21 protein-coding genes are annotated in these 21,354 nt (G+C 71.3%); 7 read left to right on the top strand and 14 right to left on the bottom strand.

Translation table 11 applies throughout. From position 1 onward, the window contains the following. Position 1 precedes the first annotated feature (1 nt). On the bottom strand, positions 2-2,173 hold the full coding sequence (locus ASD16_RS12810; protein WP_082570873.1) for an MMPL family transporter: 2,172 nt from the start codon (positions 2,171-2,173) through the stop codon (positions 2-4). A gap of 190 nt (positions 2,174-2,363) precedes the next feature. Between ASD16_RS12810 and ASD16_RS12805 the strand changes: the two genes are divergently transcribed. Then, a complete protein-coding gene (locus tag ASD16_RS12805) occupies positions 2,364-2,801 on the top strand; it encodes a hypothetical protein (protein WP_157453923.1) in 438 nt (145 codons plus the stop codon). 59 nt (positions 2,802-2,860) lie between these two features. On the opposite strand, the gene ASD16_RS12800 is transcribed toward ASD16_RS12805, so the two are convergent. The 7 genes from ASD16_RS12800 to ASD16_RS12770 all read right to left on the bottom strand — a co-directional run bounded on the left by ASD16_RS12800 (position 2,861) and on the right by ASD16_RS12770 (position 8,699). Continuing rightward, positions 2,861-3,805, bottom strand: a complete 945-nt coding sequence (locus tag ASD16_RS12800) for a sugar phosphate isomerase/epimerase (RefSeq protein WP_055917676.1) — start codon at positions 3,803-3,805, stop codon at positions 2,861-2,863. 172 nt (positions 3,806-3,977) lie between these two features. Then, a complete protein-coding gene (locus ASD16_RS12795; protein WP_055917673.1) occupies positions 3,978-4,406 on the bottom strand; it encodes a hypothetical protein in 429 nt (142 codons plus the stop codon). Positions 4,407-4,616: 210 nt separating this feature from the next. Further along, positions 4,617-4,841, bottom strand: coding sequence for a hypothetical protein (locus ASD16_RS12790; protein ID WP_055917670.1), 225 nt, complete (start codon positions 4,839-4,841; stop codon positions 4,617-4,619). A 45-nt stretch (positions 4,842-4,886) separates the two neighbouring features. Continuing rightward, positions 4,887-5,273, bottom strand: coding sequence for a hypothetical protein (locus tag ASD16_RS12785; protein ID WP_055917668.1), 387 nt, complete (start codon positions 5,271-5,273; stop codon positions 4,887-4,889). Positions 5,274-5,295: 22 nt separating this feature from the next. After that, the gene (gene ychF, locus ASD16_RS12780) at positions 5,296-6,369 is read right to left on the bottom strand and encodes a redox-regulated ATPase YchF (RefSeq protein WP_055917665.1); all 1,074 of its coding nucleotides are present in this window, start codon (positions 6,367-6,369) and stop codon (positions 5,296-5,298) included. 27 nt (positions 6,370-6,396) lie between these two features. Further along, a complete protein-coding gene (locus ASD16_RS12775; protein ID WP_055917662.1) occupies positions 6,397-7,956 on the bottom strand; it encodes a hypothetical protein in 1,560 nt (519 codons plus the stop codon). Beyond that, on the bottom strand, positions 7,932-8,699 hold the full coding sequence (locus ASD16_RS12770; protein ID WP_055917659.1) for an ABC transporter ATP-binding protein: 768 nt from the start codon (positions 8,697-8,699) through the stop codon (positions 7,932-7,934). The genes ASD16_RS12775 and ASD16_RS12770 overlap by 25 nt, the downstream gene beginning before the upstream one ends. 137 nt (positions 8,700-8,836) lie before the next feature. Here ASD16_RS12770 and rmuC point away from each other — a divergent pair, with 137 nt between their 5' ends. Further along, a complete protein-coding gene (gene rmuC, locus ASD16_RS12765; RefSeq protein WP_055917656.1) occupies positions 8,837-10,183 on the top strand; it encodes a DNA recombination protein RmuC in 1,347 nt (448 codons plus the stop codon). A 218-nt stretch (positions 10,184-10,401) separates the two neighbouring features. Here rmuC and ASD16_RS12760 read toward each other — a convergent pair whose 3' ends face one another. Beyond that, positions 10,402-11,460, bottom strand: coding sequence for a 4-hydroxy-3-methylbut-2-enyl diphosphate reductase (locus ASD16_RS12760; RefSeq protein ID WP_055917653.1), 1,059 nt, complete (start codon positions 11,458-11,460; stop codon positions 10,402-10,404). 135 nt (positions 11,461-11,595) lie between these two features. On the opposite strand from ASD16_RS12760, the gene xseA reads away from it, so the two are divergent. Next, complete coding sequence (gene xseA / locus ASD16_RS12755; RefSeq protein ID WP_055917651.1) at positions 11,596-12,852, top strand: exodeoxyribonuclease VII large subunit; 1,257 nt, start codon at positions 11,596-11,598, stop codon at positions 12,850-12,852. Between the two features lie 50 nt (positions 12,853-12,902). On the opposite strand, the gene ASD16_RS12750 is transcribed toward xseA, so the two are convergent. After that, positions 12,903-13,367 carry a hypothetical protein gene (locus ASD16_RS12750; RefSeq protein WP_055917648.1) on the bottom strand — a complete coding sequence of 155 codons (465 nt, stop codon included), beginning with the start codon at positions 13,365-13,367 and terminating at the stop codon, positions 12,903-12,905. A 139-nt stretch (positions 13,368-13,506) separates the two neighbouring features. On the opposite strand from ASD16_RS12750, the gene ASD16_RS12745 reads away from it, so the two are divergent. Then, positions 13,507-13,791, top strand: coding sequence for an exodeoxyribonuclease VII small subunit (locus ASD16_RS12745; RefSeq protein ID WP_055917645.1), 285 nt, complete (start codon positions 13,507-13,509; stop codon positions 13,789-13,791). Next, on the top strand, positions 13,788-14,720 hold the full coding sequence (locus tag ASD16_RS12740; RefSeq protein WP_055917642.1) for a carbohydrate kinase: 933 nt from the start codon (positions 13,788-13,790) through the stop codon (positions 14,718-14,720). Before ASD16_RS12745 ends, ASD16_RS12740 begins: the two co-directional genes overlap by 4 nt. A 21-nt stretch (positions 14,721-14,741) precedes the next feature. On the opposite strand, the gene ASD16_RS12735 is transcribed toward ASD16_RS12740, so the two are convergent. The 4 genes from ASD16_RS12735 to ASD16_RS12720 are packed head-to-tail and all read right to left on the bottom strand — an operon-like array spanning position 14,742 to position 19,114. Further along, entirely contained in the window at positions 14,742-15,998 is a 1,257-nt protein-coding gene (locus ASD16_RS12735; protein ID WP_055917639.1) for an ABC transporter ATP-binding protein, read from the bottom strand. Positions 15,999-16,014: 16 nt separating this feature from the next. Next, positions 16,015-16,863, bottom strand: coding sequence for a carbohydrate ABC transporter permease (locus ASD16_RS12730; RefSeq protein WP_055917635.1), 849 nt, complete (start codon positions 16,861-16,863; stop codon positions 16,015-16,017). Beyond that, positions 16,863-17,822, bottom strand: coding sequence for a carbohydrate ABC transporter permease (locus ASD16_RS12725; protein ID WP_055917633.1), 960 nt, complete (start codon positions 17,820-17,822; stop codon positions 16,863-16,865). Before ASD16_RS12725 ends, ASD16_RS12730 begins: the two co-directional genes overlap by 1 nt. Beyond that, on the bottom strand, positions 17,819-19,114 hold the full coding sequence (locus tag ASD16_RS12720) for an extracellular solute-binding protein (RefSeq protein WP_055917630.1): 1,296 nt from the start codon (positions 19,112-19,114) through the stop codon (positions 17,819-17,821). The genes ASD16_RS12725 and ASD16_RS12720 overlap by 4 nt, the downstream gene beginning before the upstream one ends. Positions 19,115-19,253: 139 nt before the next feature. Between ASD16_RS12720 and ASD16_RS12715 the strand changes: the two genes are divergently transcribed. Both ASD16_RS12715 and ASD16_RS12710 read left to right on the top strand, forming a co-directional pair. After that, positions 19,254-19,889, top strand: coding sequence for a carbonic anhydrase (locus tag ASD16_RS12715; protein WP_055917627.1), 636 nt, complete (start codon positions 19,254-19,256; stop codon positions 19,887-19,889). Between the two features lie 21 nt (positions 19,890-19,910). Beyond that, positions 19,911-21,308: a class II fumarate hydratase gene (locus tag ASD16_RS12710; RefSeq protein WP_055917625.1), complete on the top strand. Its 1,398-nt coding sequence runs from the start codon at positions 19,911-19,913 to the stop codon at positions 21,306-21,308. Positions 21,309-21,354: the final 46 nt, after the last annotated feature.

The following is a 21,354-nucleotide window of genomic DNA, read 5'->3' as shown; positions in this document are numbered from 1 at the left end:
GTCACACCCGGACCAGCTCGCGCTCCGGCTCCGGCACGTCCACCTCGAGCTCGACCCGCGGGAGCAGGCGGTCCAGCCAGCCCGGCAGCCACCAGTTCGCGGAACCGAGCAGCTTCATGGTCGCCGGGACCAGCACGAGCCGGACGAGCGTCGCGTCGATGAGGACCGCCGTCGCCAGCCCGACCCCGAACATCTTGGTCGCCGCGTCCTCGCCCAGCACGAACGCCATGAAGACGGAGACCATGATGAGCGCCGCCGACGTGATGACGCGGCCGGTGCGGGCGATCCCGTGCACGACGGACTCGTCGTCGGACCCCGAGGCGGCGCGCTCCTCGCGGACCCTCGACAGCAGGAACACCTCGTAGTCCATGGACAGCCCGAAGAGGATCGCGAACATGAACATGGGGATGAAGGACACGATCGGCACGGTCGACTCCAGGCCGATGAGGTCCGCGCCCCAGCCCCACTGGAACACCATCACCATCACGCCGTACGACGCGCCGATGCTCAGCAGGTTCAGCAGCACGGCCTTCAGCGGGACGAGCACCGAGCGGAACACGAGCATCAGGAGCACGAACGACAGGAGGAGGACCGCGCCGATGAAGGCGGGCAGCCGGTCGTTCACGCGGACGCCGACGTCGGCGAAGTTCGCGGTCTGCCCGCCCACGTGCGCACGGGCAGCGCTCCCGTCGAGCGACACCGGGAAGACCTCCGCCCGCAGCCGTTCGACCGTCTCGGTGGTCGCCCGCTCCTGGGGTCCGGTGCTCGGGACGGCGACGATCGTCGCGATGCCCGCGGTGTCGTCGACGGACGCCGGGGCGACCGACGCGATCCCCGGGTCGGCGGCGACGGCGGCCGTCAGCGCCTCGACCGCGCCGTCGTCGCCGTTGACCTCGACCGCGATGATCAGCGGGCCATTCGATCCGGGTCCGAAGCCGTCCGCAAGCAGGTCGTACGCCTGCCGCTGCGTCCAGTCCGCCGGGAGCGCGCCGTCGTCGGGGATGCCGACGCGCAGCGCCGTCACCGGCGCCGCCAGCGCGAGCAGGAGCGCCGTCACGCCCACCGCGTAGACGCCCGGGTGGCGGGTCACGTGCCGGACCCACCGCTGCCAGCCCGGCCCCTCCTGGGCGATCCGACGGCGACCGACCACGTGGCGCCCGACCAGGCCGAGCAGCGCCGGCAGGAGGGTGACCGAGGCGGCGACCATGAGCAGGACCACCACGGCGATCGCGATGCCGCCGGCCGTCATGAACGGGACCCCCGCCACCGCCAGACCGAGGATCGACACCACCACGATCCCCCCGGCGAACACCACCGGCTGACCCGCCGTCGCCAGTGCGCGGCTCACCGAGTCCTCGACGCTCATCCCCCGGCTCAGGTAGTCGCGGTGCCGCGTCATCACGAACAGCGCGTAGTCGATACCCACCCCGAGCCCGACCATCGCACCCAGCACCGGCGCGTAGCTGGGGATCTCGACCAGGTGCCCGAGCAACGGCATGACTCCCAGCCCGACCGCGAGACCGAGCACCGCCATGCCCACCGGGATCATCGCCGCGACCAGCGAGCCGAACGCCACGAAGAGGATCACGAGCGCCGCCACCACCCCGACCAGCTCCCCCGGTCCGGCCGTCGTGTCCTCGAACGCGAAGAACAGGTCGCCGCCCATCTCGACCCGCAGGACCGACGCGTCGACCCCCGCGCCCAGCTCCTTGAGCCGGTCCAGGTCCGCGACCGACAGGTCCTCGATCAGCGGGTACTGCACCCGCAGCAGCGCGACCCGGCCGTCGGGCGACACCAGCCCGTCCGTTCCCGTCCCCGCCGCGAGCGCACCGGCCGGGTCGGTGGTGCTCAGCACGTTGGGTGTCTCCTGGGCCGCGGACTGGAGCTCCGCGAGGGCGTCGCGCGCGACAGCCGAGTCGAAGAACGTGACGCCCTCGTCAGCGGGGGTGACGACGACCTGCGCCGTCGGACCCGCCTGGTCCGACCCCGCCTCCGCGAGCAGGTCGTTCGCGATCTGCGAGTCGAGCCCCGGCACCCGGAACGAGTCCTCCAGCTCCGTGCCGGCGGTGCTCGACGCTCCCACGACGACCACGGCCAGCAGCACCCACGAGCCGATCACCACCCACGGACGGCGGGCGGCCACGCGCCCGAGACGAGACAGGGCATGCGACATCATCGGAGCCTCCAGGGATCAGGCGCCGACGGTCGGCGGCGCCCGTCGATCGTCCCGACGCGCCCGCACCCGTCACATCGGCCGACGAGCCCGTCCGGCACCGGCCGGTCGACGGAGGCGCACCGGCACCTTCGGCCGATCGGGTGGCGGAGCCGGTTCCCGTCTCGCGTCCGATGGCATGCTGCAGCGCGTGAGCACCCCGTCGCACGCGGACCTCGTCGAAGCCTTCGGACCGGACACCGGCCACCTGCCCGATGCCGAGGCGGTCGGGTCGACGGCCGACGACTGGCCCGCCGTCCTCGACGCGCTCGGGCGATCAGGATGGCCGACCTCACCGGATGTCGCGGCAGCCCCCGACACGGACGAGAACCCGACCCTGGCCGTCCACCCGCTGCCCACCGTCCAGGTGAACTTCTTCCCGAGCTGGGGCTACGTCGCCTTCGACATCGACCTGCGCGAGCTCGTCGACCAGCACTCGACGGACGCCGTCCTCGCGGTGATCGCCCTCGTGGGGCGCTCGACCGGGAAGCCCGTCGTGCTCATGCACGAGGGTGGCGGCTCCGAGTCCGCGGTGCTCGCCTACGACCCGTCAACCGACGAGCACCGGCTCCTCCGGGAGCGCCCCTAGCAGTCAGCTGGCCTGCAGTCGCGTGCGCAGCCGGCGGCTTCGTCACCGCGAGAGCCGCCTCAGAACGTCACCTGGTCGAGGTAGTCGAAGCCCACCTGGGCGGCTTCGAAGGGGTCGAACGTCGGGTCTCCGAAGCGCGGGTCGTGCTCGACGACGTAGTACTTCGTGCTGCCACCGGCGGCTCGGAAGATCGACGGGAAGTCGATGATCCCCTCGCCGACGATCTCGATCCGACCGGGGAACGGGCCGGCAGCCATGTCCTTCACGTGGAACAGCTTGATCCGGTTGCCGTACCGCTCGATCACGTCGAGCGGGTTGTCGATGCCACCGCCGTTGGTCGCCCAGTAGAGGTCGAGCTGGAACACGACGTTCTTCGGTTCCGTGTTGGCCATGAGGATGTCGAATACGGTCCGGTCGCCGAAGACCGTCTCGAACTCGATGTCGTGGTTGTGCACCATCAGGGTCTGGCCGTGCCGGCGGGCGACGGCGCCGAGCCCGTCGAGGTAGTCGGCGTACGCGACCCACTCCGCCTCGGTGGTGTAGATCGGCGGGAAGATCGGCGTCGCCCCGGAGCCGAAGAACGTGATCCCCAGCGTCCGGTTGTCCCGCAGGATCTGGTCGAGGTCGGCCGGGTTCTGCGGCGTCCCGACGTCGACGTGCCGCGCGGAGGCCTTGAGCCTGTACTTGTCGAGAAGGGCGCGGTACTGCTCGGCACTCAGGCCGCTCAACGTGAACGGCTCGACGTTCCGGTAGCCCATCTCCCGGAGTCGGCTGAACACCTCTTCGGTCCGAGCGATGGTGGCGGCGTCCGTGCCGAAGCCGATGTACTCCGCGAACGTCCACAGCTGGACCGAGATCTTGCTCGTCGGTATCCCTCTGCCGGCGTGGCCCGGAGGGCCTGCGGAGGCCGGGCTGACACCACCGGCTGCGAGGAAGAGTGCGACCACTGTCGCGACGATGAAGCCACGCAGGGTGCGGGCCCACGATCCGTGCAGGGTTTCCATCAGGTGCTCCCGAGGCGCCACGTCGCCGAACGCTCGACCGGCCTTCCTTGCCCGCTCGACGTCCGAGTACTTGGCACCGTAAACCGCGATCGCGCAGCTTGGAAAGGCCCGTCGCGCACGGTGCGGCGTCCTGGAGAGCTGCCTTCTCGGTCGCCCGGGTCCCCCCAGCGACCTACGCGCTGAACCACGTCGGCAGGACGCCGCGTCGCTCGAGCTCGAAGATCGCGAGCTGCCGGCGCTGGTGCAGGTTGATCGAGTACACGAACGTCCTGTCCAGGGCCTCGGCCTCGAACGCACGGGCCGACTCGGCTCTGGCCTGCAGCTTGGCCTTGTCCGCGTCCACTTGCGCCTGCATCTCCTGGAAGGCGTCGCTGCCCGGCCACTGGTTCGCGAGGCCCGTGAGACCCGCCGTGACGGACTCGAACAGGGCGGCGTGCTTCTGCGCCTCCGAGATGGACGTGATGGGCCCGCCGATGCGCTCGATCTCCTGACGAACCCGCTCCGAGAGCGTGTCGATCAGGGGCAGGAGCGCCAGGAGCGCGCTCGTCTCGAGCGTTGCGTACAGGCGTTCCACACTGGCGAGATCCTCGGCCTGGTTCATGTCTGCGAGCGTACGGCGCCCACGTCACGGCGGGTCCGGTCGGTGCGGCGCCGGACGGAAGTCACCCGCCCGAACCGGGGCACCCCGGGACAACCGACAGAGGTTCACCCGCTCGGCGCGCAGGCCTTCCGGACGGCGTCACATGTTGAAGCGGAACTCCACGGCATTGCGTAGCCGTTCAACATCAGCGAGACCCGTCGTCCCCGGTGCTCAGTCGTGGAGCCAGTCCTGGTGCGCGCTCTCGTTCGAGAGCGCGCGTCGCACCGAGGCGGTCCAGTCATCCCATCGAGCGGGATCGGACTTCATGTACTGGTGGAGGAGGACCAGGCCTACGTCAGGGCTGGACTCCAGCGCGACGTACTGATCGATCATGAAGTACGCCGCCCGGAAGGCTTCGTCGAGCGTCAATGACTGCAGCGTCCAGTCGCTGTCCATGCCTGGCTCCAGATGTCTCCGGTGGCGCAACTCCACCACGTCGCTTCACGCCAGGTGCTGGAACGACTCCCCACCCGGCACCCACACCATCGATTCGCCCTGTCCACCATGGACGTGGAGCATCGCAATCTCGGGACCCTCCGGCTCATCCGGAGAGGAATCCAGGACGAGTGCCGACGCGCCGAACTGGACGGTGAGGCCTCTGTCTGAGGACGTCGAGACGACCTCCTCGCCGATGAGCCCGCAGAGCAGATCCCGGTACGCCGAGGCACCGAATGCAGTCTCGACGCTGTCGACGACGACGCGCGGCCACACCCAGCACTGCAAGGACCAGTGATCCCCATCGCTCTCGAAGATCAACTGGAGGTAGTCCCTGACGAACCACACCTGAGCCAGCTCGGTGCCCTTGAGCCGAGCGAGCAGGCTTGTCATCGGATGCGCCGTGCACGCCTGGTCAGACGTTGAACCTGAACTCCACGACGTCGCCGTCGGCCATCACGTAGTCCTTGCCCTCGATGCGGGCCTTGCCGGCGGCGCGGGCGGCGGCGACGGAGCCGGCGGCGACGAGGTCGTCGAACGAGATGACCTCGGCCTTGATGAAGCCCTTCTGGAAGTCCGTGTGGATGACGCCGGCGGCCTGCGGGGCGGTCCAGCCGCGGTGGATCGTCCAGGCGCGGGACTCCTTCGGGCCGGCGGTCAGGTACGACTGCAGTCCGAGCGTGTGGAAGCCGACGCGTGCCAGCTGGTCCAGCCCGGCCTCCTCCTGGCCGTTGTCGGCGAGCATCTCGCGCGCCTCGTCGGGCTCCAGCTCGACCAGCTCGGACTCGAACTTGGCGTCGAGGAAGATGGCGTCGGCGGGGGCGACGAGCGCGCGGAGCTCGTCCTGCATCGCGGTGTCGGCCAGGCCGGCGTCGTCGGTGTTGAAGACGTAGATGAACGGCTTGCTCGTCATGAGCTGCAGCTCGTCGAGGTGCTCGATCTTCTTTCCGCTGGCCGCGAGCGTCTGGCCGGTCTCGAGGATCGCGAACGCCTCCTGGGCCGCCGCGAGCAGGCCGGCGTCGGCCTTCTTGGCCCGCACCTCCTTCTCGAGGCGCGGGATCGCCTTCTCGAGGGTCTGCAGGTCCGCGAGGATCAGCTCGGTGGCGATGATCTCGATGTCGTCCTTCGGGTTCACCGCGCCGGAGACGTGCACGACGTCGGGGTCGGCGAACACGCGGGTGACCTGGCAGATCGCGTCGGCCTCGCGGATGTTGGCGAGGAACTTGTTGCCCAGACCCTCACCCTCGCTGGCGCCCTTGACGATGCCGGCGATGTCGACGAACGACACGGTCGCGGGCAGGATCCGCTCGGAGCCGAACAGCTCCGCGAGGGTCTCCAGCCGAGGGTCGGGCAGCGGGACGACGCCGACGTTGGGCTCGATCGTCGCGAACGGGTAGTTCGCTGCGAGGACCTGTGCGCGGGTCAGCGCGTTGAAGAGGGTGGACTTGCCGACGTTGGGCAGGCCGACGATGCCGATGGTGAGTGCCACGTCGGGGAAGTCTACGGGGGCCTCCCGTCAGGCGAACGCCACGATCTTGCTCAGCAGGCTGGGACCGGTTCGGTCGAGCGTCCGCCCGCCGACGCGCACCCCGATCGCCAGGAGCGTCGAGCCGAGCACGAGGCCGACGACGAGCGTCACCCACCCGAGCGCCACCGACCCGCCCCGGACGGCCATGAGCGCGAGGATCATCTCGGGCAGGCACAGCGCCATGACGGCCAGCCAGCCGACCAGCTGCGAGACGACCGAGGCCGTCGACGCGCCCTGCTTCGTCTGGAACGGGCTCTCGCCCGGGAGCTGGACGGGGTAGACGACGAGCGCGGACAGGATGCTGGAGCCGCCCAGCGACGTGAGCAGCACCCCGAACGACAGCCCGAGCAGCGCGGGGACGGTGTGCGGCTGGCGTGCGATCAGCGCGGAGCCGACCACGAGGATCGTGACTGCGGGCACCGCGATCGCCCCGGCGGCGATCACGCGGCCCAACCGGTCCGCGGTGCCCCGCAGCGGCGCGGCCACGTGCGTCCAGAACGCTGTGCCGTCGTAGGCGACGTCTGCGGAGATGCCCCAGCCCATCAGATAGGCGGCGATGGGGCCGATGAGCAGGACCGTGTCACCGCCCGGGTTCACGATGTACAGCACGATGGCCAGCACTGGTACAACGGCCACCGCGAGCGCGTACCGCGGGTCCCGCGCCCAGTACGTGAGGCACCGCGCGGTGACCGCGCCCAGCGGCGTGGCGGGCAGACGGTCGAACCAGCCGAGCCCTCGACCCTTGGACGAGACCTTCTGGTGGGCCGGGTTGACCAGCGCGTGCGCGAGCGCCCGGTCCCAGACGAGAGCCACGACGGCGAGGGTCACGACGGCGATCCCGAAGCGCGCCGCCGCCAGACCCCACTGACCGTCGGCGACGTCCCCGGGGACCGCCCACGACGCCCCGAACGGGGTCCACGACAGGACCTCCGCCACCTGGCGGAGCAGGTCCTCGGTGATCGTGGTGCCCGAGGTCACCCGACCGATGACCGGTCCGATGACGATGATCGGCAGCACGGCGACAGCCGCCATCACCTCCCGGAAGCGCCGGCCCGTGACCAGGGTGGAGGCGGCCGAGGTCGTCGCCCGCGCACCGATCACGCACGTCGCCACCGCGAGCGCCGCGCAGAGGACCCCGACGACGAGGGCCGCGGGGGTCCGCCACCACACGCCCGCCATCGAGAGCGCCGCGCCGACCGTGACCAGGCCGGGCACCCCGATCACTCCGGCGATCGCCAGACCCGTCAGCAGGGAGCGCCGCGGGATGGCGAACGTGACGAACCGCGCCGGGTCGACGGTCGAGTCCAGCCCGAACGCGATCAGGGGCACCACCCACCAGCCGAGGACGAGCACCGACCCGACGAGCACGGTGACGAGTCCTCGGATGTCGGGCTCCTGCACGCTGAGCACGGCCATCGACGCCACGACGAGCACGAGGGCGCCCAGCCCGTACAGCGAGGCGACGACGAGCCCGACCACCTGCCACGGGCTGCGCCGCAGCGCGTTGCGCAGCAGCGTGAGCTTCAGGCGGACGAGGTGCGCAACCACGCCAGACCCTCCCCGCTCACGCGGCCACCCACGAGGTCGACGAAGCGGTCCTCGAGGCTGCCGCCACCGCGGACCTCGTCGATGGTGCCGGCTGCGAGCACGTGTCCCGCCGCGATCACCGCGACGTGGTCGCACATCCGCTGGACCAGGTCCATGACGTGCGACGACACGATCACGGTGCCGCCCGAGCCGACGTAGGAGCGCAGGATGTCGCGGATGTTCGCCGCGGACACCGGGTCGACCGCCTCGAACGGCTCGTCCAGCACGAGCAGCCGAGGGGCGTGGACCAGAGCGCACGCGAGTGCGACCTTCTTCGTCATCCCCGCGGAGTACTCGACGACGAGCTTCGTCGCGTCGGCGGTCAGGTCCAGGGCGGCCAGCAGGTCCGTGGCGCGCGCGGCGACGGTCTCGCGGTCGAGCCCCTGCAGCAGCCCGGCGTAGGTGATGAGCTGCTCGCCCGTGAGGCGGTCGAAGAGGCGGACGCCGTCGGGCAGCACGCCGAGCATGGCCTTGACCTCGATCGGGGACGCCCACAGGTCGTGCCCGTGCACGAGCACCGTGCCGAAGTCGGGCTGCAGCAGGCCTGTCGCCATCGACAGCGTCGTCGTCTTGCCGGCACCGTTCGGGCCGACCAGACCGTAGAACGAGCCGGCGGGGACGACGAGGTCGATGCCCGAGACGGCGATCTTGTCCCCGAACTTGCGCCACAGTCCGCGCAGCTCGAGGGCGGGTGCGTTCGACATCGGACCACCGTAGGCGTCGCCGACCCGCCGTGCCTCATCCTCCGGTGGGATGTCACCAGGATGCCGCGGGGATGCGCGGGGCACGCCGATGGCGTGGGATGCCACGGCGTGTCGGTGGCTGCTGGGAGCCTGCACGCATGGACACAGGACTGCTGCTGGGACTCGCGATCGGCGCCGTCGTCGGGGGGCTCGTGGGCTGGATGCTCGCGTCGTCCCGGCTGCGCGCCGCCGACCTCGAGGCCGCGCGCGCGCAAGCGCTGCTCGAGGCCGAGCGGCACGGGGCGCAGGCCCGGCTCGCGGACTCCGACCGGCTGGCCGACCAGTTCCGGGCGCTCGCCGCCGACGCCCTGGCGACGAGCAGCGACCAGTTCCTCGCGCTCGCGCACCAGCGGTTCGCCGCCGACCACCAGACGCAGGTCGGGGAGCTCGCACAGCGCGAGCAGGCCGTGCGCGCGATGGTCGAGCCGCTGTCCCGCACGCTCGACCAGGTGCGCGTCGAGCTGTCGACCGCCGAGCAGGCGCGCGCCGCCGGTCAGGCCGCGCTCGGTGAGCAGGTGCGCGCGATGCACCTGGCCTCCGAGCACCTGCGCGGCGAGACGGCCCAGCTGGTCACCGCGCTGCGCTCGTCGCAGGTGCGCGGGAAGTGGGGCGAGCTGCAGCTCAAGCGGGTCGTCGAGGCCGCCGGGATGCTCGCGCACGTCGACTTCGTCGAGCAGGACCAGGTGCGCACCGACGACGGGCTGCTCCGGCCGGACATGGTGATCAAGCTCGCGGGAGGCAAGAACGTCGTGGTCGACGCCAAGGTCGCGTTCCTCGGGTTCCTCGACGCCGCGCAGGCCACCGACGAGCGCGTCCGCGCCGAGCGGCTCGCGGCGCACGCCCGGCACGTCCGCGCGCACGTCGACGACCTGGCGGGCAAGCGGTACTGGGACCAGTTCGCCCCGGCACCGGAGTTCGTCGTGATGTTCGTGCCCGCCGAGTCGTTCCTGCACGCCGCCGCCGAGCAGGACCCGCTGCTGATCGAGTACGCGTTCGAGCGCAACGTCGTCATCGCGACGCCGACCACCCTGCTCGCCCTGCTGCGCACCGTGTCGTACGCGTGGCGGCAGGACGCCCTGGCCAGCAACGCGCAGGCAGTCCTGTCGCTCGGCAAGGAGCTGCACGGCCGCCTCGCGACCATGGGCGCGCACCTGGCCAAGCTGGGCCGCGCCATCGACTCGGCGGCCGGCGCCTACAACCAGACGGTGTCGTCCCTGGAGACCCGGGTCCTGGTCAGCGCCCGCCGGTTCGCGGACCTGCACGTCGTCGACGGCGGCCTGGAGACCCCCGCCCCCGTGAACCCGCAGCTGTCCGCGGTCAGCGCCCCGGAGCTGGTGGCGTCGGCCGACGAGCTGATCGTCATGTTCGACGGCCGCGCCGACCGCGACGACCGCGCCCTGCGCGCCGAGCGCGCGGCGCAACCCCCGGACGCGTCGACGGCCTGACACCCCCGGCGCACAGCGCGCGTCGAACCCGACATGGAGGGCGTTCAGGGCCGGAGGGCGGCACCCCTGTCGGGTTCGGCGGGGACAGACGGGGCGCGGTCGCGAACAGGGCATGAGTGGCGGCGCGGGCACGCTCGGCGACACTCAGGGCTGGGTTCGCGACGCCGCTCGACCGGGGGGCACGACGCCGCTGTGGTCACGCGGCGGGCTGCTCCCGGTCAGGCGGTCTGGACGTCCAGCGACGTGCGGCCCTCGCGGCGCGGGACGGCCGGGGCCTTGCCGGCGGCCTTGAGGTCGGCGCGCAGCTCGCGGGGCAGCGAGAACATGAGGTCCTCGGTCGCGGTGCGGACCTCCTGGACGTCGCCGAAGCCGTGCTCGGCGAGCAGGGCGAGGACGTCCTTGACCAGGATCTCCGGGACTGATGCGCCCGACGTGACGCCGACGGTGGTGACGCCGTCGAGCCACGCGAGGTCGATCTCGGAGGCCTGGTCGACGCGGTAGGACGTCCGGGCACCGGCGTCCAGGGCGACCTCGACCAGCCGGACGGAGTTGGACGAGTTCGCCGAGCCGACCGTGATGACCAGGTCGCACTCCGGCGCCAGCTTCTTGACGGCCACCTGGCGGTTCTGGGTGGCGTAGCAGATGTCGTCGCTGGGCGGGTCCTGCAGGTTGGGGAAGCGCTCGCGCAGTCGACGGACCGTGTCCATGGTCTCGTCGACGGAGAGCGTGGTCTGCGAGATCCAGATGAGCCGGTCGGGGTCTCGGACGACGACGTCGGCCACGGCGTCCGGCGAGTTCACCACCTGGATGTGGTCGGGCGCCTCGCCGTACGTGCCCTCGACCTCCTCGTGGCCGTCGTGCCCGATGAGGAGGATGTCGTAGTCCTCGGACGCGAACCGCACGGCTTCCTTGTGGACCTTGGTGACCAGCGGGCAGGTCGCGTCGATGGTCTGGAGGTTCCGCGCCGCCGCCTGCGCGTGGACCGCGGGCGAGACGCCGTGCGCGGAGAAGACGACGTGGGCGCCCTCGGGCACCTCGTCGGTCTCGTCCACGAACACGGCACCCCGGGCGGCGAGGGTCTCGACGACGTACCGGTTGTGCACGATCTCCTTGCGCACGTACACGGGGGCGCCGTAGTGCTCGAGCGCCTTCTCGACGGCGATGACCGCGCGGTCGACGCCCGCGCAGTAGCCGCGGGGGGCGGCCAGCAGGACGCGCTTGCCGGTGGCGGGCGTGCCGGAGGGCGTGCCGGAGGCGGAGACGGTCGGGGAGGTCACGGTCCGAGTCTAGATCGGCGGGCCGCGTCGGCCCGGCTCGGAGGCGCCCAGCAGGTGTGACCTGCACCCGACCCGCACGGCCCGGTCACATGCGGCGCGGCCGGAGATGTCGGTGCCATGAGGCAGGCTGGGCGCGTGAGCACCGGCCCCCTGAGCACCCCGGCGACGGCCGGCCCTCCCCCGCTGCGCGCGGCAGACACCACCCCCGACCGCCCGTGGCCGGTGCGGCACCTGGCCCCGAAGATCGCCGACTACATCGCGAAGATGCCGCCGGTGTGGGTCGAGGGGCAGGTGCTGAACCTGAAGAAGTGGAACACCCTCTACTTCCTGACTCTGCGCGACACCGACCTCGACATGTCGCTGTCGGTCACGGCCCCGGCGTTCGCCATCGACAAGCTCGCGGACAAGCTCGCGGACGGCGCGCACCTCGTCGTGCACGCCCGACCGCAGTTCCACGCCAAGAAGGGGACCCTGACGTTCGCCGCCGACGACGTGCGGCTGGTCGGGCTGGGTGAGCTGCTCGCGCGGATCGAGCACCTCAAGGGCGTGCTCGGCGCCGAGGGGCTGTTCGAGCCGTCGCGCAAGCGTGCGCTGCCGTTCCTGCCGGCGGTCGTCGGGCTGATCGTCGCCCAGCAGGGAGACGCCGAGCACGACGTGGTCTCCAACGCGCGTGCCCGGTGGTCGGCGGTGCAGTTCGAGATCCGCCGCGTGACCGTGCAGGGACCGCGGGCGGTGCCCGAGGTCAGCGCGGCCATCGCGGAGCTGGACCGGGACCCGCGCGTCGACGTGATCGTGGTCGCGCGCGGCGGTGGGTCGTTCGAGGACCTGCTGCCGTTCAGCAACGAGTCCCTGGTGCGTGCGGCGGCCGCCTGCCGGACGCCCCTGGTCAGCGCGATCGGGCACCACCTCGACACGCCGCTGCTGGACCTGGTCGCGGACTTCCGCGCCTCGACGCCGACCGACGCCGCCAAGCGGATCGTGCCGGACGTCAGCGAGGAGCGCTCGCGGCTGACCCAGGCGCGGCTGCGTGCCCGGGCTGCACTCACGCACCGCCTGACCCGGGAGCAGAGCGGGCTCGACCACTGGCGCAGCCGGCCGGTGCTGGCCAACCCGACGACGCTGGTGGACGTGCACGAGCACCGCGTCGACGCCCTGCGCGAGAGTGCGCGCCGGTCGCTGCACACCGCGCTCGTGCACGGCCGCGCCGAGGTGGCCGGGCTCGCCGCTCAGGTCCGGGCGCTGTCGCCTGCCGCCACGCTCGACCGCGGCTACGCCGTGGTGCAGGGCGCCGACGGGCACGTGGTCCGCGACCCGGACGACGTCGCGCCCGACGAGCGGTTGCGGATCCGGGTCGCCCGCGGGGAGCTGGCCGCGACGGTCACGACGGGCTGAGGCGGGCGCGGACTGGTCGATGTCCCCAGCCCCGGGTCGCGGAGCACGGCTCAGCGCTCGGGGAACGCCGCGATCTCCTCGTCCCAGGCGTCCGCTGCGCGCGCAAGCTCGGCGAGGCCCATCGACAGCTCCAGCACGTGCTCGTCGACGTCCTCGTCGAGCCACGGCGGTCGGGCCTCGACCGCCAGGTGCACGCGGACGGTCACGACGCCGTCCGTCCGACGCGCCAGGCTGACCGCGAGGCTCGGCTCCGTGAACCCGCGGACCCGAGCGTCCCCGGCGGCGGGCTCGACACCGGACACCACCCGGCGGAACCACGCCCCCAGCTCACGCGCCTCCCACGTGGTCAGGCACGCGTCCCGGAACGTCCAGGACCGTCCGTCGGGCAGCGTGAAGCGCCCGGCGAGGTAGAGCCAGTTCGCATCCCAGTCCTCGCGCCCCTGCGGTGGCGCAGGGCGCTCGTAGCCGAGCAGGCGCAGCTCGGCGGCGGTCCCGTCGTGCGATGTCAGTCTCATGCCGCCCTCCCGACGTCACGACGGTGTGCCCGCACCGGCGACCGTACCGAGCGTGCGGGTGTCGCAGGCATCACGGCACGCGCGGCCGAGCGCGCGGACGCCGGCCGACGGTGTGGGCTCGTCCTGGTTGACTGTCCCCGTGCCGAAGCCGTCCCAGTCCTCTCCGCCCGCGTCCTCGGACCCGAACGCGGACGTCGCCGCCCTCGGGTACGAGGAGGCCCGCGACGAGCTCGTCACGGTCGTCGCCCGGCTGGAGGCCGGGGCAGCGACGCTCGAGGAGTCGCTCGCGCTCTGGGAGCGCGGCGAGGCGCTGGCGACGCGGTGCCAGGAGTGGCTGGACGGGGCACGCGAGCGACTCAGTGCCGTGCGGGACACCGCGGCCCGGACGACGGACACGACCGACGACGACGAGGAGATCCGATGACCACGCAGACCGCAGACCGGGCCCTCGTCATCGGCGAGGCGCTCATCGACGTGGTCACACGCCCGGACGGCAGCCGCGCGCAGCACCCCGGCGGCAGCCCCGCCAACGTCGCGCTCGGGCTCGGCCGTCTCGGGCGCCGCGTGGACCTGCTGACGTGGCTCGGTCAGGACACGGACGGCGACCTGGTGCGCCGGCACCTGCGCGGTTCGGGCGTCAACGTCCTGCAGGGCAACCGCTCGGCGGTGCGCACCCCCGTGGCGACCGCGCACCTCGACGCCGAGGGGACCGCGTCGTACGAGTTCGACCTCGAGTGGGACCTGCCCGAGACGTGGGACGAGGAGCCCGGCCACCCCCTCGTCGTGCACACAGGCTCGATCGCGACGGTGCTGCAGCCCGGCGGCGCCGCGGTCGCGACGATCGTGGCGCGCAGCCGCGCGACGTCGACCATCACCTACGACCCCAACCTGCGGCCCGTGCTCATGGGCTCGCCCGCGCACGCCCTGCCCGTCGTCGACGCGCTGGTCCGGCTGGCGGACGTCGTGAAGGTCAGCGACGAGGACCTCGCGTGGCTGCACCCGGGTGTCGCGCCGGCGGAGATCGCCGAGGAGTGGAGCCGGTCCGGGCCGTCGCTCGTCGTCGTCACGCACGGCGGTGAGGGGGCGTTCGCGAGCACGTCCGCGGGGGCGCGGATGTCGGTGGCGGCCCCGAAGGTGCAGGTCGCGGACACCGTCGGTGCCGGGGACTCGTTCATGGGCGGGCTGATCGACGGGCTCTGGTCGGCCGGGCTGCTCGGGGCGGACCGTCGGCAGGCGCTGGCGGACGTCGACGCCGCCACGGTGGAGGGCGTCCTGGAGCGGTGTGCGCGTATCGCCGCGATCACGGTGTCGCGCGCAGGCGCGAACCCGCCGCGCTCGGCCGAGCTCGACTGAGCGGACGATCCGGAGCGAACGTCAGGCGTTGGCCTTCTCGCGTGCCTGCGCCCGCTCGAGCGACGCCTTGCGGTCGGCCTCGTTCTCCTGGTCGATCGTCTTCGCGCTCTCCGCGTCCCAGGTGAGGTTCTCGCCGGTCTCGGGGTCGAACACCATCATGCGGGCGGGGTCGAACCAGAGGTTCGCGTCGTCGCCGTCGCGGACCTTCGTCTCGGACCCGAGCGTGACGATGAGCTGGGTGCGCAGACCCTCGCCGTCGAGGTCGCGGTCGAGCTCCTCGAGGGTCTGCGCGACGTTCGGGTTCGTCTCGAACGGGATGTAGGCGTAGAGCTCCGAGCCGAGCCACTCGCTGACGTCCACGGGCGCGGTGAACGTCACGCCGGACGACACCTTGGACTCCTCCAGCAGGTTGGCGTCCTCGAAGTGCTCCGGGCGGATGCCGACGATGACGAGGTTCTTGCCGCCGAGCTTGGACGCGAGGTCGGCGGAGATCGGGACGTCGGCGAACGGCAGGTGCATCGTCGACCCGTCGACCTCCCCCGGCAGGAAGTTCATCGGCGGGGAGCCGATGAAGCCGGCGACGAAGAGGTTCACGGGCTGCTCGTAGAGGCCACGCGGGCTGGCGACCTGCTGGAGCTCGCCCTTGCGGAGCACCGCGACGCGGTCGCCCAGGGTCATGGCCTCGGTCTGGTCGTGCGTGACGTAGACGGTCGTCGTGCCGAGGCGACGCTGCATGCGGGCGATCTCGGTGCGCATCTGGCCGCGCAGCTTGGCGTCGAGGTTGGACAGGGGCTCGTCGAAGAGGAAGGCCTGCGCCTCCCGGACGATCGCGCGGCCCATCGCGACGCGCTGCCGCTGCCCGCCGGACAGGTTCGCAGGCTTGCGCTGCAGGTGGTCCTGCAGCTCGAGGGTCTTGGCGGCGAACTCGACCTTCTCGGTGATCTGCTGCTCGGTGAACTGCCCCTTCTGCAGGCGCAGCGGGAAGGCGATGTTCTCGAACACCGTCAGGTGGGGGTAGAGGGCGTAGTTCTGGAACACCATGGCGAGCTTGCGGTCGCGCGGCGCCTTGTCGTTGACGCGGGTCCCGCCGATGGTCAGCTCGCCCGCGGTGATGTCCTCGAGGCCGACGATCATGCGCAGCAGCGTCGACTTCCCGCAGCCGGACGGGCCGACGAGGATGACGAACTCGCCGTCGGCGATGTCCAGGCTGACGCCCTTCACGGCGAGGAAGCCGTCGCCGTACTGCTTGACGATGTCCTTGAGAGTGATGGCGGCCATCGGATCTCCTTCGTGGTCAGCCCTTGACGGCGCCCTGGGTCAGGCCGGACACGATCTGGCGTTGGAAGAGCAGGACGAGGATGACCACCGGGATGGTCACGATGATGGCGGCGGCAGAGATGGACCCCGTCGGCTCCTCGAACTGCGAGGCGCCGGTGAAGAACGCCAGCGCGGCCGGGACGGGACGGGCGCGGTCGGTGGACGTGAGCGAGATGCCGTAGACGAAGTCGTTCCACGCGATGAAGAACGCGATCAGCGCGGTGGTGAACACGCCCGGTGCGGCGAGCGGCACGATCGCCTTGCGGAAGGCCTGCCACGTGGTCGCCCCGTCCACCTGGGCGGCCTGCTCGAGCTCCCACGGGATCTGCCGGAAGAAGGCCGCGAGCGTCCAGATGGAGATCGGCAGCGTCAGCGACAGGTACGGGATGATCAGCCCGAGCCAGGTGTCGTAGAGGCCGATGTTGCGCCACAGGTTGAACAGCGGCGTGACGATCGAGATGACGGGGAAGATCGACACCCCCAGGGCGGTCAGGAGGACGAGCCGCTTGCCGGGGAAGTCGAGACGGGCGATGGCGTACGCCGCGAGCGTGGCCAGGACGACCGCGATGGCCGTGGCGATCAGGCAGATGCCGATCGAGTTGCGCAGCGAGGACAGGAACAGCGTCTGGGCGGACCCGCCCGGCGCGAGGATCTCCTCGTAGTTGACGGTCGACCAGGTCTTCGGCCAGAACAGCCCGAGGTTGAGCTGGGACGGCAGCTTGAACGACGTCGCGAAGATCGAGACGATCGGGAAGAGCGCGTAGGAGATGACGAAGATCGTGATGAGGGCCCAGGCCCACTTCGCCCTCGTCGACAGCTGCTTCATCAGCCCGCCCCCCTCGCGCCGCCGGCCAGATCGACCTTGAAGAGCTTCACCGCGACCCAGCAGATGCCGATCACGCACAGGAAGAGCAGCACGGAGATCGCGGAGCCGAGGCCGATCTCGAGCCGCCCGATCGACGTCCGGTAGGCGAGCAGCGACAGCACCTCGGTGCCGTTGGCCCCGTTGGTCATGATGAACACGTTGTCGAAGATCCGGAACGCGTCGAGGGCCCGGAACAGGACCGCCACCATGATCGCGGCCTTCATGTTCGGCAGGACCACCCGCGTCAGGCGCTGCCACCACGTGGCACCGTCGACCTCCGCGGCCTCCTCCAGCTCGGTCGGCACCTGTGAGAGGCCGGCGAGCAGGAGGAGGGAGATGAACGGCGTGGTCTTCCAGATCTCCGACAGGATGATGACGAAGAGGCTGGTGCCCTGCTGGGCGAACCAGTTGAGGTCCGTGCTGATCCCGGGCACCCAGGCGAACCAGTGGTTGATGTACCCGGAGTTGATGTCGAACGCGTAGAACCAGGCGAATGCCGAGACCACCGTGATGATCCCGTACGGCACCAGGATCGCCGTGCGGAGCAGACCGCGGAGCTGCTTGATCGCGCGGTGCATGACGAGCGCGAGCGCGAAGCCGAGGAGCAGCTCGACCACGACGGTCACGACGGTGATGAAGACGGTGACGCCGAGCGCCTGCCAGAAGAGCGGGTCGGTCAGCACGACCGCGTAGTTGCTCAGACCGGCCCAGCTCTTGTCGTCCGGGGCGGTGAGCCGGAAGTGGAAGAGCGAGTCGTAGAAGGCCTGCAGGATCGGGTAGAGCGTGACGGCGAGCATGACGACGAACGCCGGTCCGGCGAGCAGCCAGCCGAGTCGGGCCTCGGACCTCGCACGGTCGCTGCGGCCGGCCTTCGCTGCTGCGTCGCGCAGGTCCGGCCTCTTGTCGGCGACCGTGGTCATAGCAGCTGCTCCCCTCGAAGCACGGCGGTGATCAGGTCGCTCGACTCGGCCGGCGTGACCTCCGGGGTCACCGCGCTCGGCGGGTGCCACGTCTGCTGCAGGCCGGTGGACACCTCGTTGTAGTACGGCGTCTGCGGCCGCGGCACGGCCAGCTCGAGCGACTCCCGGATGACGTCCGCCATCGGGAACGCCTCGGTGACCGCGGGGTCGTCGTACGCCTCGGTGTTGGACGGCGGGTTGCCGTTCGTCGCGAAGTACTGCGCCTGGTGCTCGGGGGTCACGATGCACTCGGCGGCCGCGTAGGAGAGGTCGACGTAGTTGCTGAAGGCCCCGATGCCGAGGTTGATCCCGCCGTAGGGCGGAGCGGTCGGCTGGTCGGCGGTCACCTGCGGGTACAGCGCCCAGCCGATGTCGTCGAGGAGCGCCTGGTCGAACGTGCCGTCCTCGACGCCCGCCTTGGTGGCGGACCAGACGAACGGCCAGTTGACCATGAAGGAGCCCTTGTCGCCCTGGAAGATTGCCAGCGACGCCCCTTCGTCCTCCGTCGGCAGGGCGGGCCCGCCGAGGTTCTCCTTGCCGATCGTGCCGATGATCGTCGCGGCGGCCTCACCCGCCGGGCTGTCCAGCCCGAGAGTGACCTCGTCGGCCGGAGCCTCGGGGTTCTCGATGATCGTGCCGCCGGCGGAGGCGATGAGCGCGTTGATCCACACGGTCAGCGACTCGGCCTTGGTGCCCTGGACGGCGAGGTACTTGTCCTGGTCCTGGGACGCGGTCATGATCTGGTCCCACGTCACCGGCGCCGCGGCCGGATCCAGCCCTGCCGCCTTCGCCACGGACTTGCGGTACCAGAGCAGCTGCGTGTTCGCCCAGAACGGGACGGTCACGAGCTTGTCGCCCCACGTCGCCCCGGCCAGCGCACCGGCCACGACGTTCTCCGTCACCCGCTGCGCCACGTCGTCCGGCACCGGGGCCAGGAAACCGGGCTCGGCCATCTCCGGGATGAACGGCGGGTCGAGACTCATGATGTCGATCGACGAGTCCTTGGCGGCCAGCCGTCGGGCCAGCTGCTCGCGCTGGGCGCTGGCGTCGCGCGGCAGGACGGACGTCTCGATGATGTACTGACCGGCCGCAGCCTCCGTGCACTGCTTGGCGATCTCGGCCTGGCCACCGTCGTCCGGGTTGATGTACCAGGTGAGGACGGGTGTCCCGGACCCGGATCCTGCACAGGCTGCCAACGGAGCGACGAGCCCCACCCCCAGCACGAGGGCGAGCGCCCGTGTGCGTCGTCGCACGGAGCACCTCCGAACCGAGGCTTCGACGCCTCACACCCAAGGGCTACACCCGTTCGGCCCATGCGCGCCACCGCTGGCAGCATTTCTCGCACGTTGAGCCGGTCTCCCCAACCGCGTCCCGACCTGCGACGATGACGCCGTGCCACGCCCCACCACACCTGCCGAAGCCTGGTCCGCGCTGCGCGAGGGGAACGAGCGGTTCGTCCGCGGCGAGATGCTCCACCCGTCGCAGGGGGTCGACCACCGGTCCGAGCTGAGCGTCGCGCAGTACCCGTTCGCGGTGATCTTCGGCTGCTCGGACTCCCGGGTGGCCGCCGAGATCATCTTCGACCAGGGGCTCGGTGACGTGTTCGTGGTCCGCACCGCCGGCCACGTGCTCGACACCACGGTCGTCGGGTCGATCGAGTACGGCGTCGACGTCCTGGGGGCGTCACTGGTCGTCGTCCTCGGTCACGACAGCTGCGGCGCGGTCGCCGCGGCGACCACGGCCCTCACGACGGGCGAGCTGCCCACGGGCTTCGTGCGCGCGATCGTCGACCGGGTCATCCCGAGCATCGTCAACCTGGGCGGCGGCGGCCTGGGTGCGCTGGACACGCTCGACCCCGCGGTCCTCGGCCACGAGCACGTGCGGCACACCGTGCAGATGATCCAGGGGTACTCGCGCTCCCTCGCGGAGTCGGTCGCCGAGGGGCGGGTGGCGATCATCGGGCTCGAGTACACGCTGGCCGACGGGACCGTGCACCTGACGGAGTCGCTGGGGGACGTCGAGCCCTGAGCGTGCGGCAGGATGGCTGGCATGACTTCTGAGTTCCGCATCGAGCACGACACGATGGGTGAGGTGCGCGTCCCCGTCGACGCCCTCTACCGCGCGCAGACCCAGCGGGCGGTCGAGAACTTCCCGATCTCCGGCAGCCGCCTCGAGCGCAGCCACATCGAGGCGCTCGCCCGCATCAAGAAGGCCGCCGCCCGCGCGAACGCCGAGCTGGGCGTGCTGGAGCAGGACGTCGCGGACGCCATCGTCGCCGCCGCCGACGACGTCGCGAGCGGCGCGCACGACGGCGACTTCCCGATCGACGTCTACCAGACCGGCTCGGGCACCAGCTCGAACATGAACACCAACGAGGTCCTCGCGACGCTGGCGACGCGGCTCCTCGGGCGCGACGTGCACCCGAACGACCACGTCAACGCGTCGCAGTCGTCGAACGACGTGTTCCCGACGTCGGTGCACGTGGCGGCGACGGCCGGCGTCGTCCGCGACCTCATCCCGGCGCTGGAGCACCTCGCCGAGTCGCTGGAGGCGAAGTCCGCCGAGTGGGCGACCGTCGTGAAGTCCGGGCGCACCCACCTGATGGACGCCACCCCCGTGACGCTGGGCCAGGAGTTCGGGGGCTACGCGGCCGCCGTCCGGTACGGCATCGAGCGGCTCGAGTCGGCGCTCCCCCGCACCGCGGAGGTCCCGCTGGGCGGCACCGCGGTGGGCACCGGCATCAACACCCCGGCGGGCTTCCCGCAGCGGGTCATCGCGCTGCTCCGCGAGGACACCGGCCTGCCGCTGACCGAGGCCCGCGACCACTTCGAGGCGCAGAGCTCGCGCGACGGGCTGGTCGAGCTGTCGGGCGCGCTGCGCACGATCGCGGTCAGCCTCACCAAGATCTGCAACGACCTGCGCTGGATGGGCTCCGGCCCGAACACCGGCCTCGGCGAGATCGCGATCCCCGACCTGCAGCCGGGCTCGTCGATCATGCCCGGCAAGGTCAACCCGGTGATCCCGGAGGCCGTGCTGATGGTCGCCGCGCGCGTCGTGGGCAACGACGCGACCGTCGCGTGGGCCGGTGCGAGCGGGTCGTTCGAGCTCAACGTGCAGATCCCCGTGATCGCCGCGGGCGTGCTGGAGTCGGTCCGTCTGCTGGCCAACGCGTCGCGCCTGCTCGCGGACAAGACCGTCGTCGGGCTCGTCGCCAACGTCGAGCGGGCCCGCGCCCTGGCCGAGTCGTCGCCGTCGATCGTCACGCCGCTGAACCGCGTGATCGGGTACGAGGCCGCGGCGAAGATCGCCAAGCACGCCGTCAAGCACGGGATCACCGTCCGTGCCGCGGTGATCGACCTCGGCTTCGTCGAGCGCGGCGAGGTCACCGAGGAGCAGCTGGACAGCGCGCTGGACGTCCTGAGCATGACGCGGCCGCCGCAGGCCTGACATCAGGCGGAAGACCTTGTCGCACCTGGCGCGACGAACTCTTCAC

The sequence above is a fragment of the Cellulomonas sp. Root485 genome (assembly GCF_001426705.1).
GTDB lineage: Bacteria > Actinomycetota > Actinomycetes > Actinomycetales > Cellulomonadaceae > Cellulomonas.
This window is presented reverse-complemented; position numbering and strand designations above follow the sequence as displayed.

Coding starts and splice junctions, on each gene's coding strand:
- ASD16_RS12770 (WP_055917659.1), bottom strand. CDS start 8,699: ATGTCGAACGCACCCGCCCTCGAGCTGCGCGGACTGTGGCGCAAGTTC.
- ASD16_RS12740 (WP_055917642.1), top strand. CDS start 13,788: ATGACCACGCAGACCGCAGACCGGGCCCTCGTCATCGGCGAGGCGCTC.
- ASD16_RS12785 (WP_055917668.1), bottom strand. CDS start 5,273: ATGACAAGCCTGCTCGCTCGGCTCAAGGGCACCGAGCTGGCTCAGGTG.
- ASD16_RS12795 (WP_055917673.1), bottom strand. CDS start 4,406: ATGAACCAGGCCGAGGATCTCGCCAGTGTGGAACGCCTGTACGCAACG.
- rmuC (WP_055917656.1), top strand. CDS start 8,837: ATGGACACAGGACTGCTGCTGGGACTCGCGATCGGCGCCGTCGTCGGG.
- ASD16_RS12810 (WP_082570873.1), bottom strand. CDS start 2,173: ATGTCGCATGCCCTGTCTCGTCTCGGGCGCGTGGCCGCCCGCCGTCCG.
- ASD16_RS12750 (WP_055917648.1), bottom strand. CDS start 13,367: ATGAGACTGACATCGCACGACGGGACCGCCGCCGAGCTGCGCCTGCTC.
- ASD16_RS12735 (WP_055917639.1), bottom strand. CDS start 15,998: ATGGCCGCCATCACTCTCAAGGACATCGTCAAGCAGTACGGCGACGGC.
- ASD16_RS12725 (WP_055917633.1), bottom strand. CDS start 17,822: ATGACCACGGTCGCCGACAAGAGGCCGGACCTGCGCGACGCAGCAGCG.
- ASD16_RS12790 (WP_055917670.1), bottom strand. CDS start 4,841: ATGGACAGCGACTGGACGCTGCAGTCATTGACGCTCGACGAAGCCTTC.
- ASD16_RS12800 (WP_055917676.1), bottom strand. CDS start 3,805: ATGGAAACCCTGCACGGATCGTGGGCCCGCACCCTGCGTGGCTTCATC.
- ASD16_RS12730 (WP_055917635.1), bottom strand. CDS start 16,863: ATGAAGCAGCTGTCGACGAGGGCGAAGTGGGCCTGGGCCCTCATCACG.
- ASD16_RS12710 (WP_055917625.1), top strand. CDS start 19,911: ATGACTTCTGAGTTCCGCATCGAGCACGACACGATGGGTGAGGTGCGC.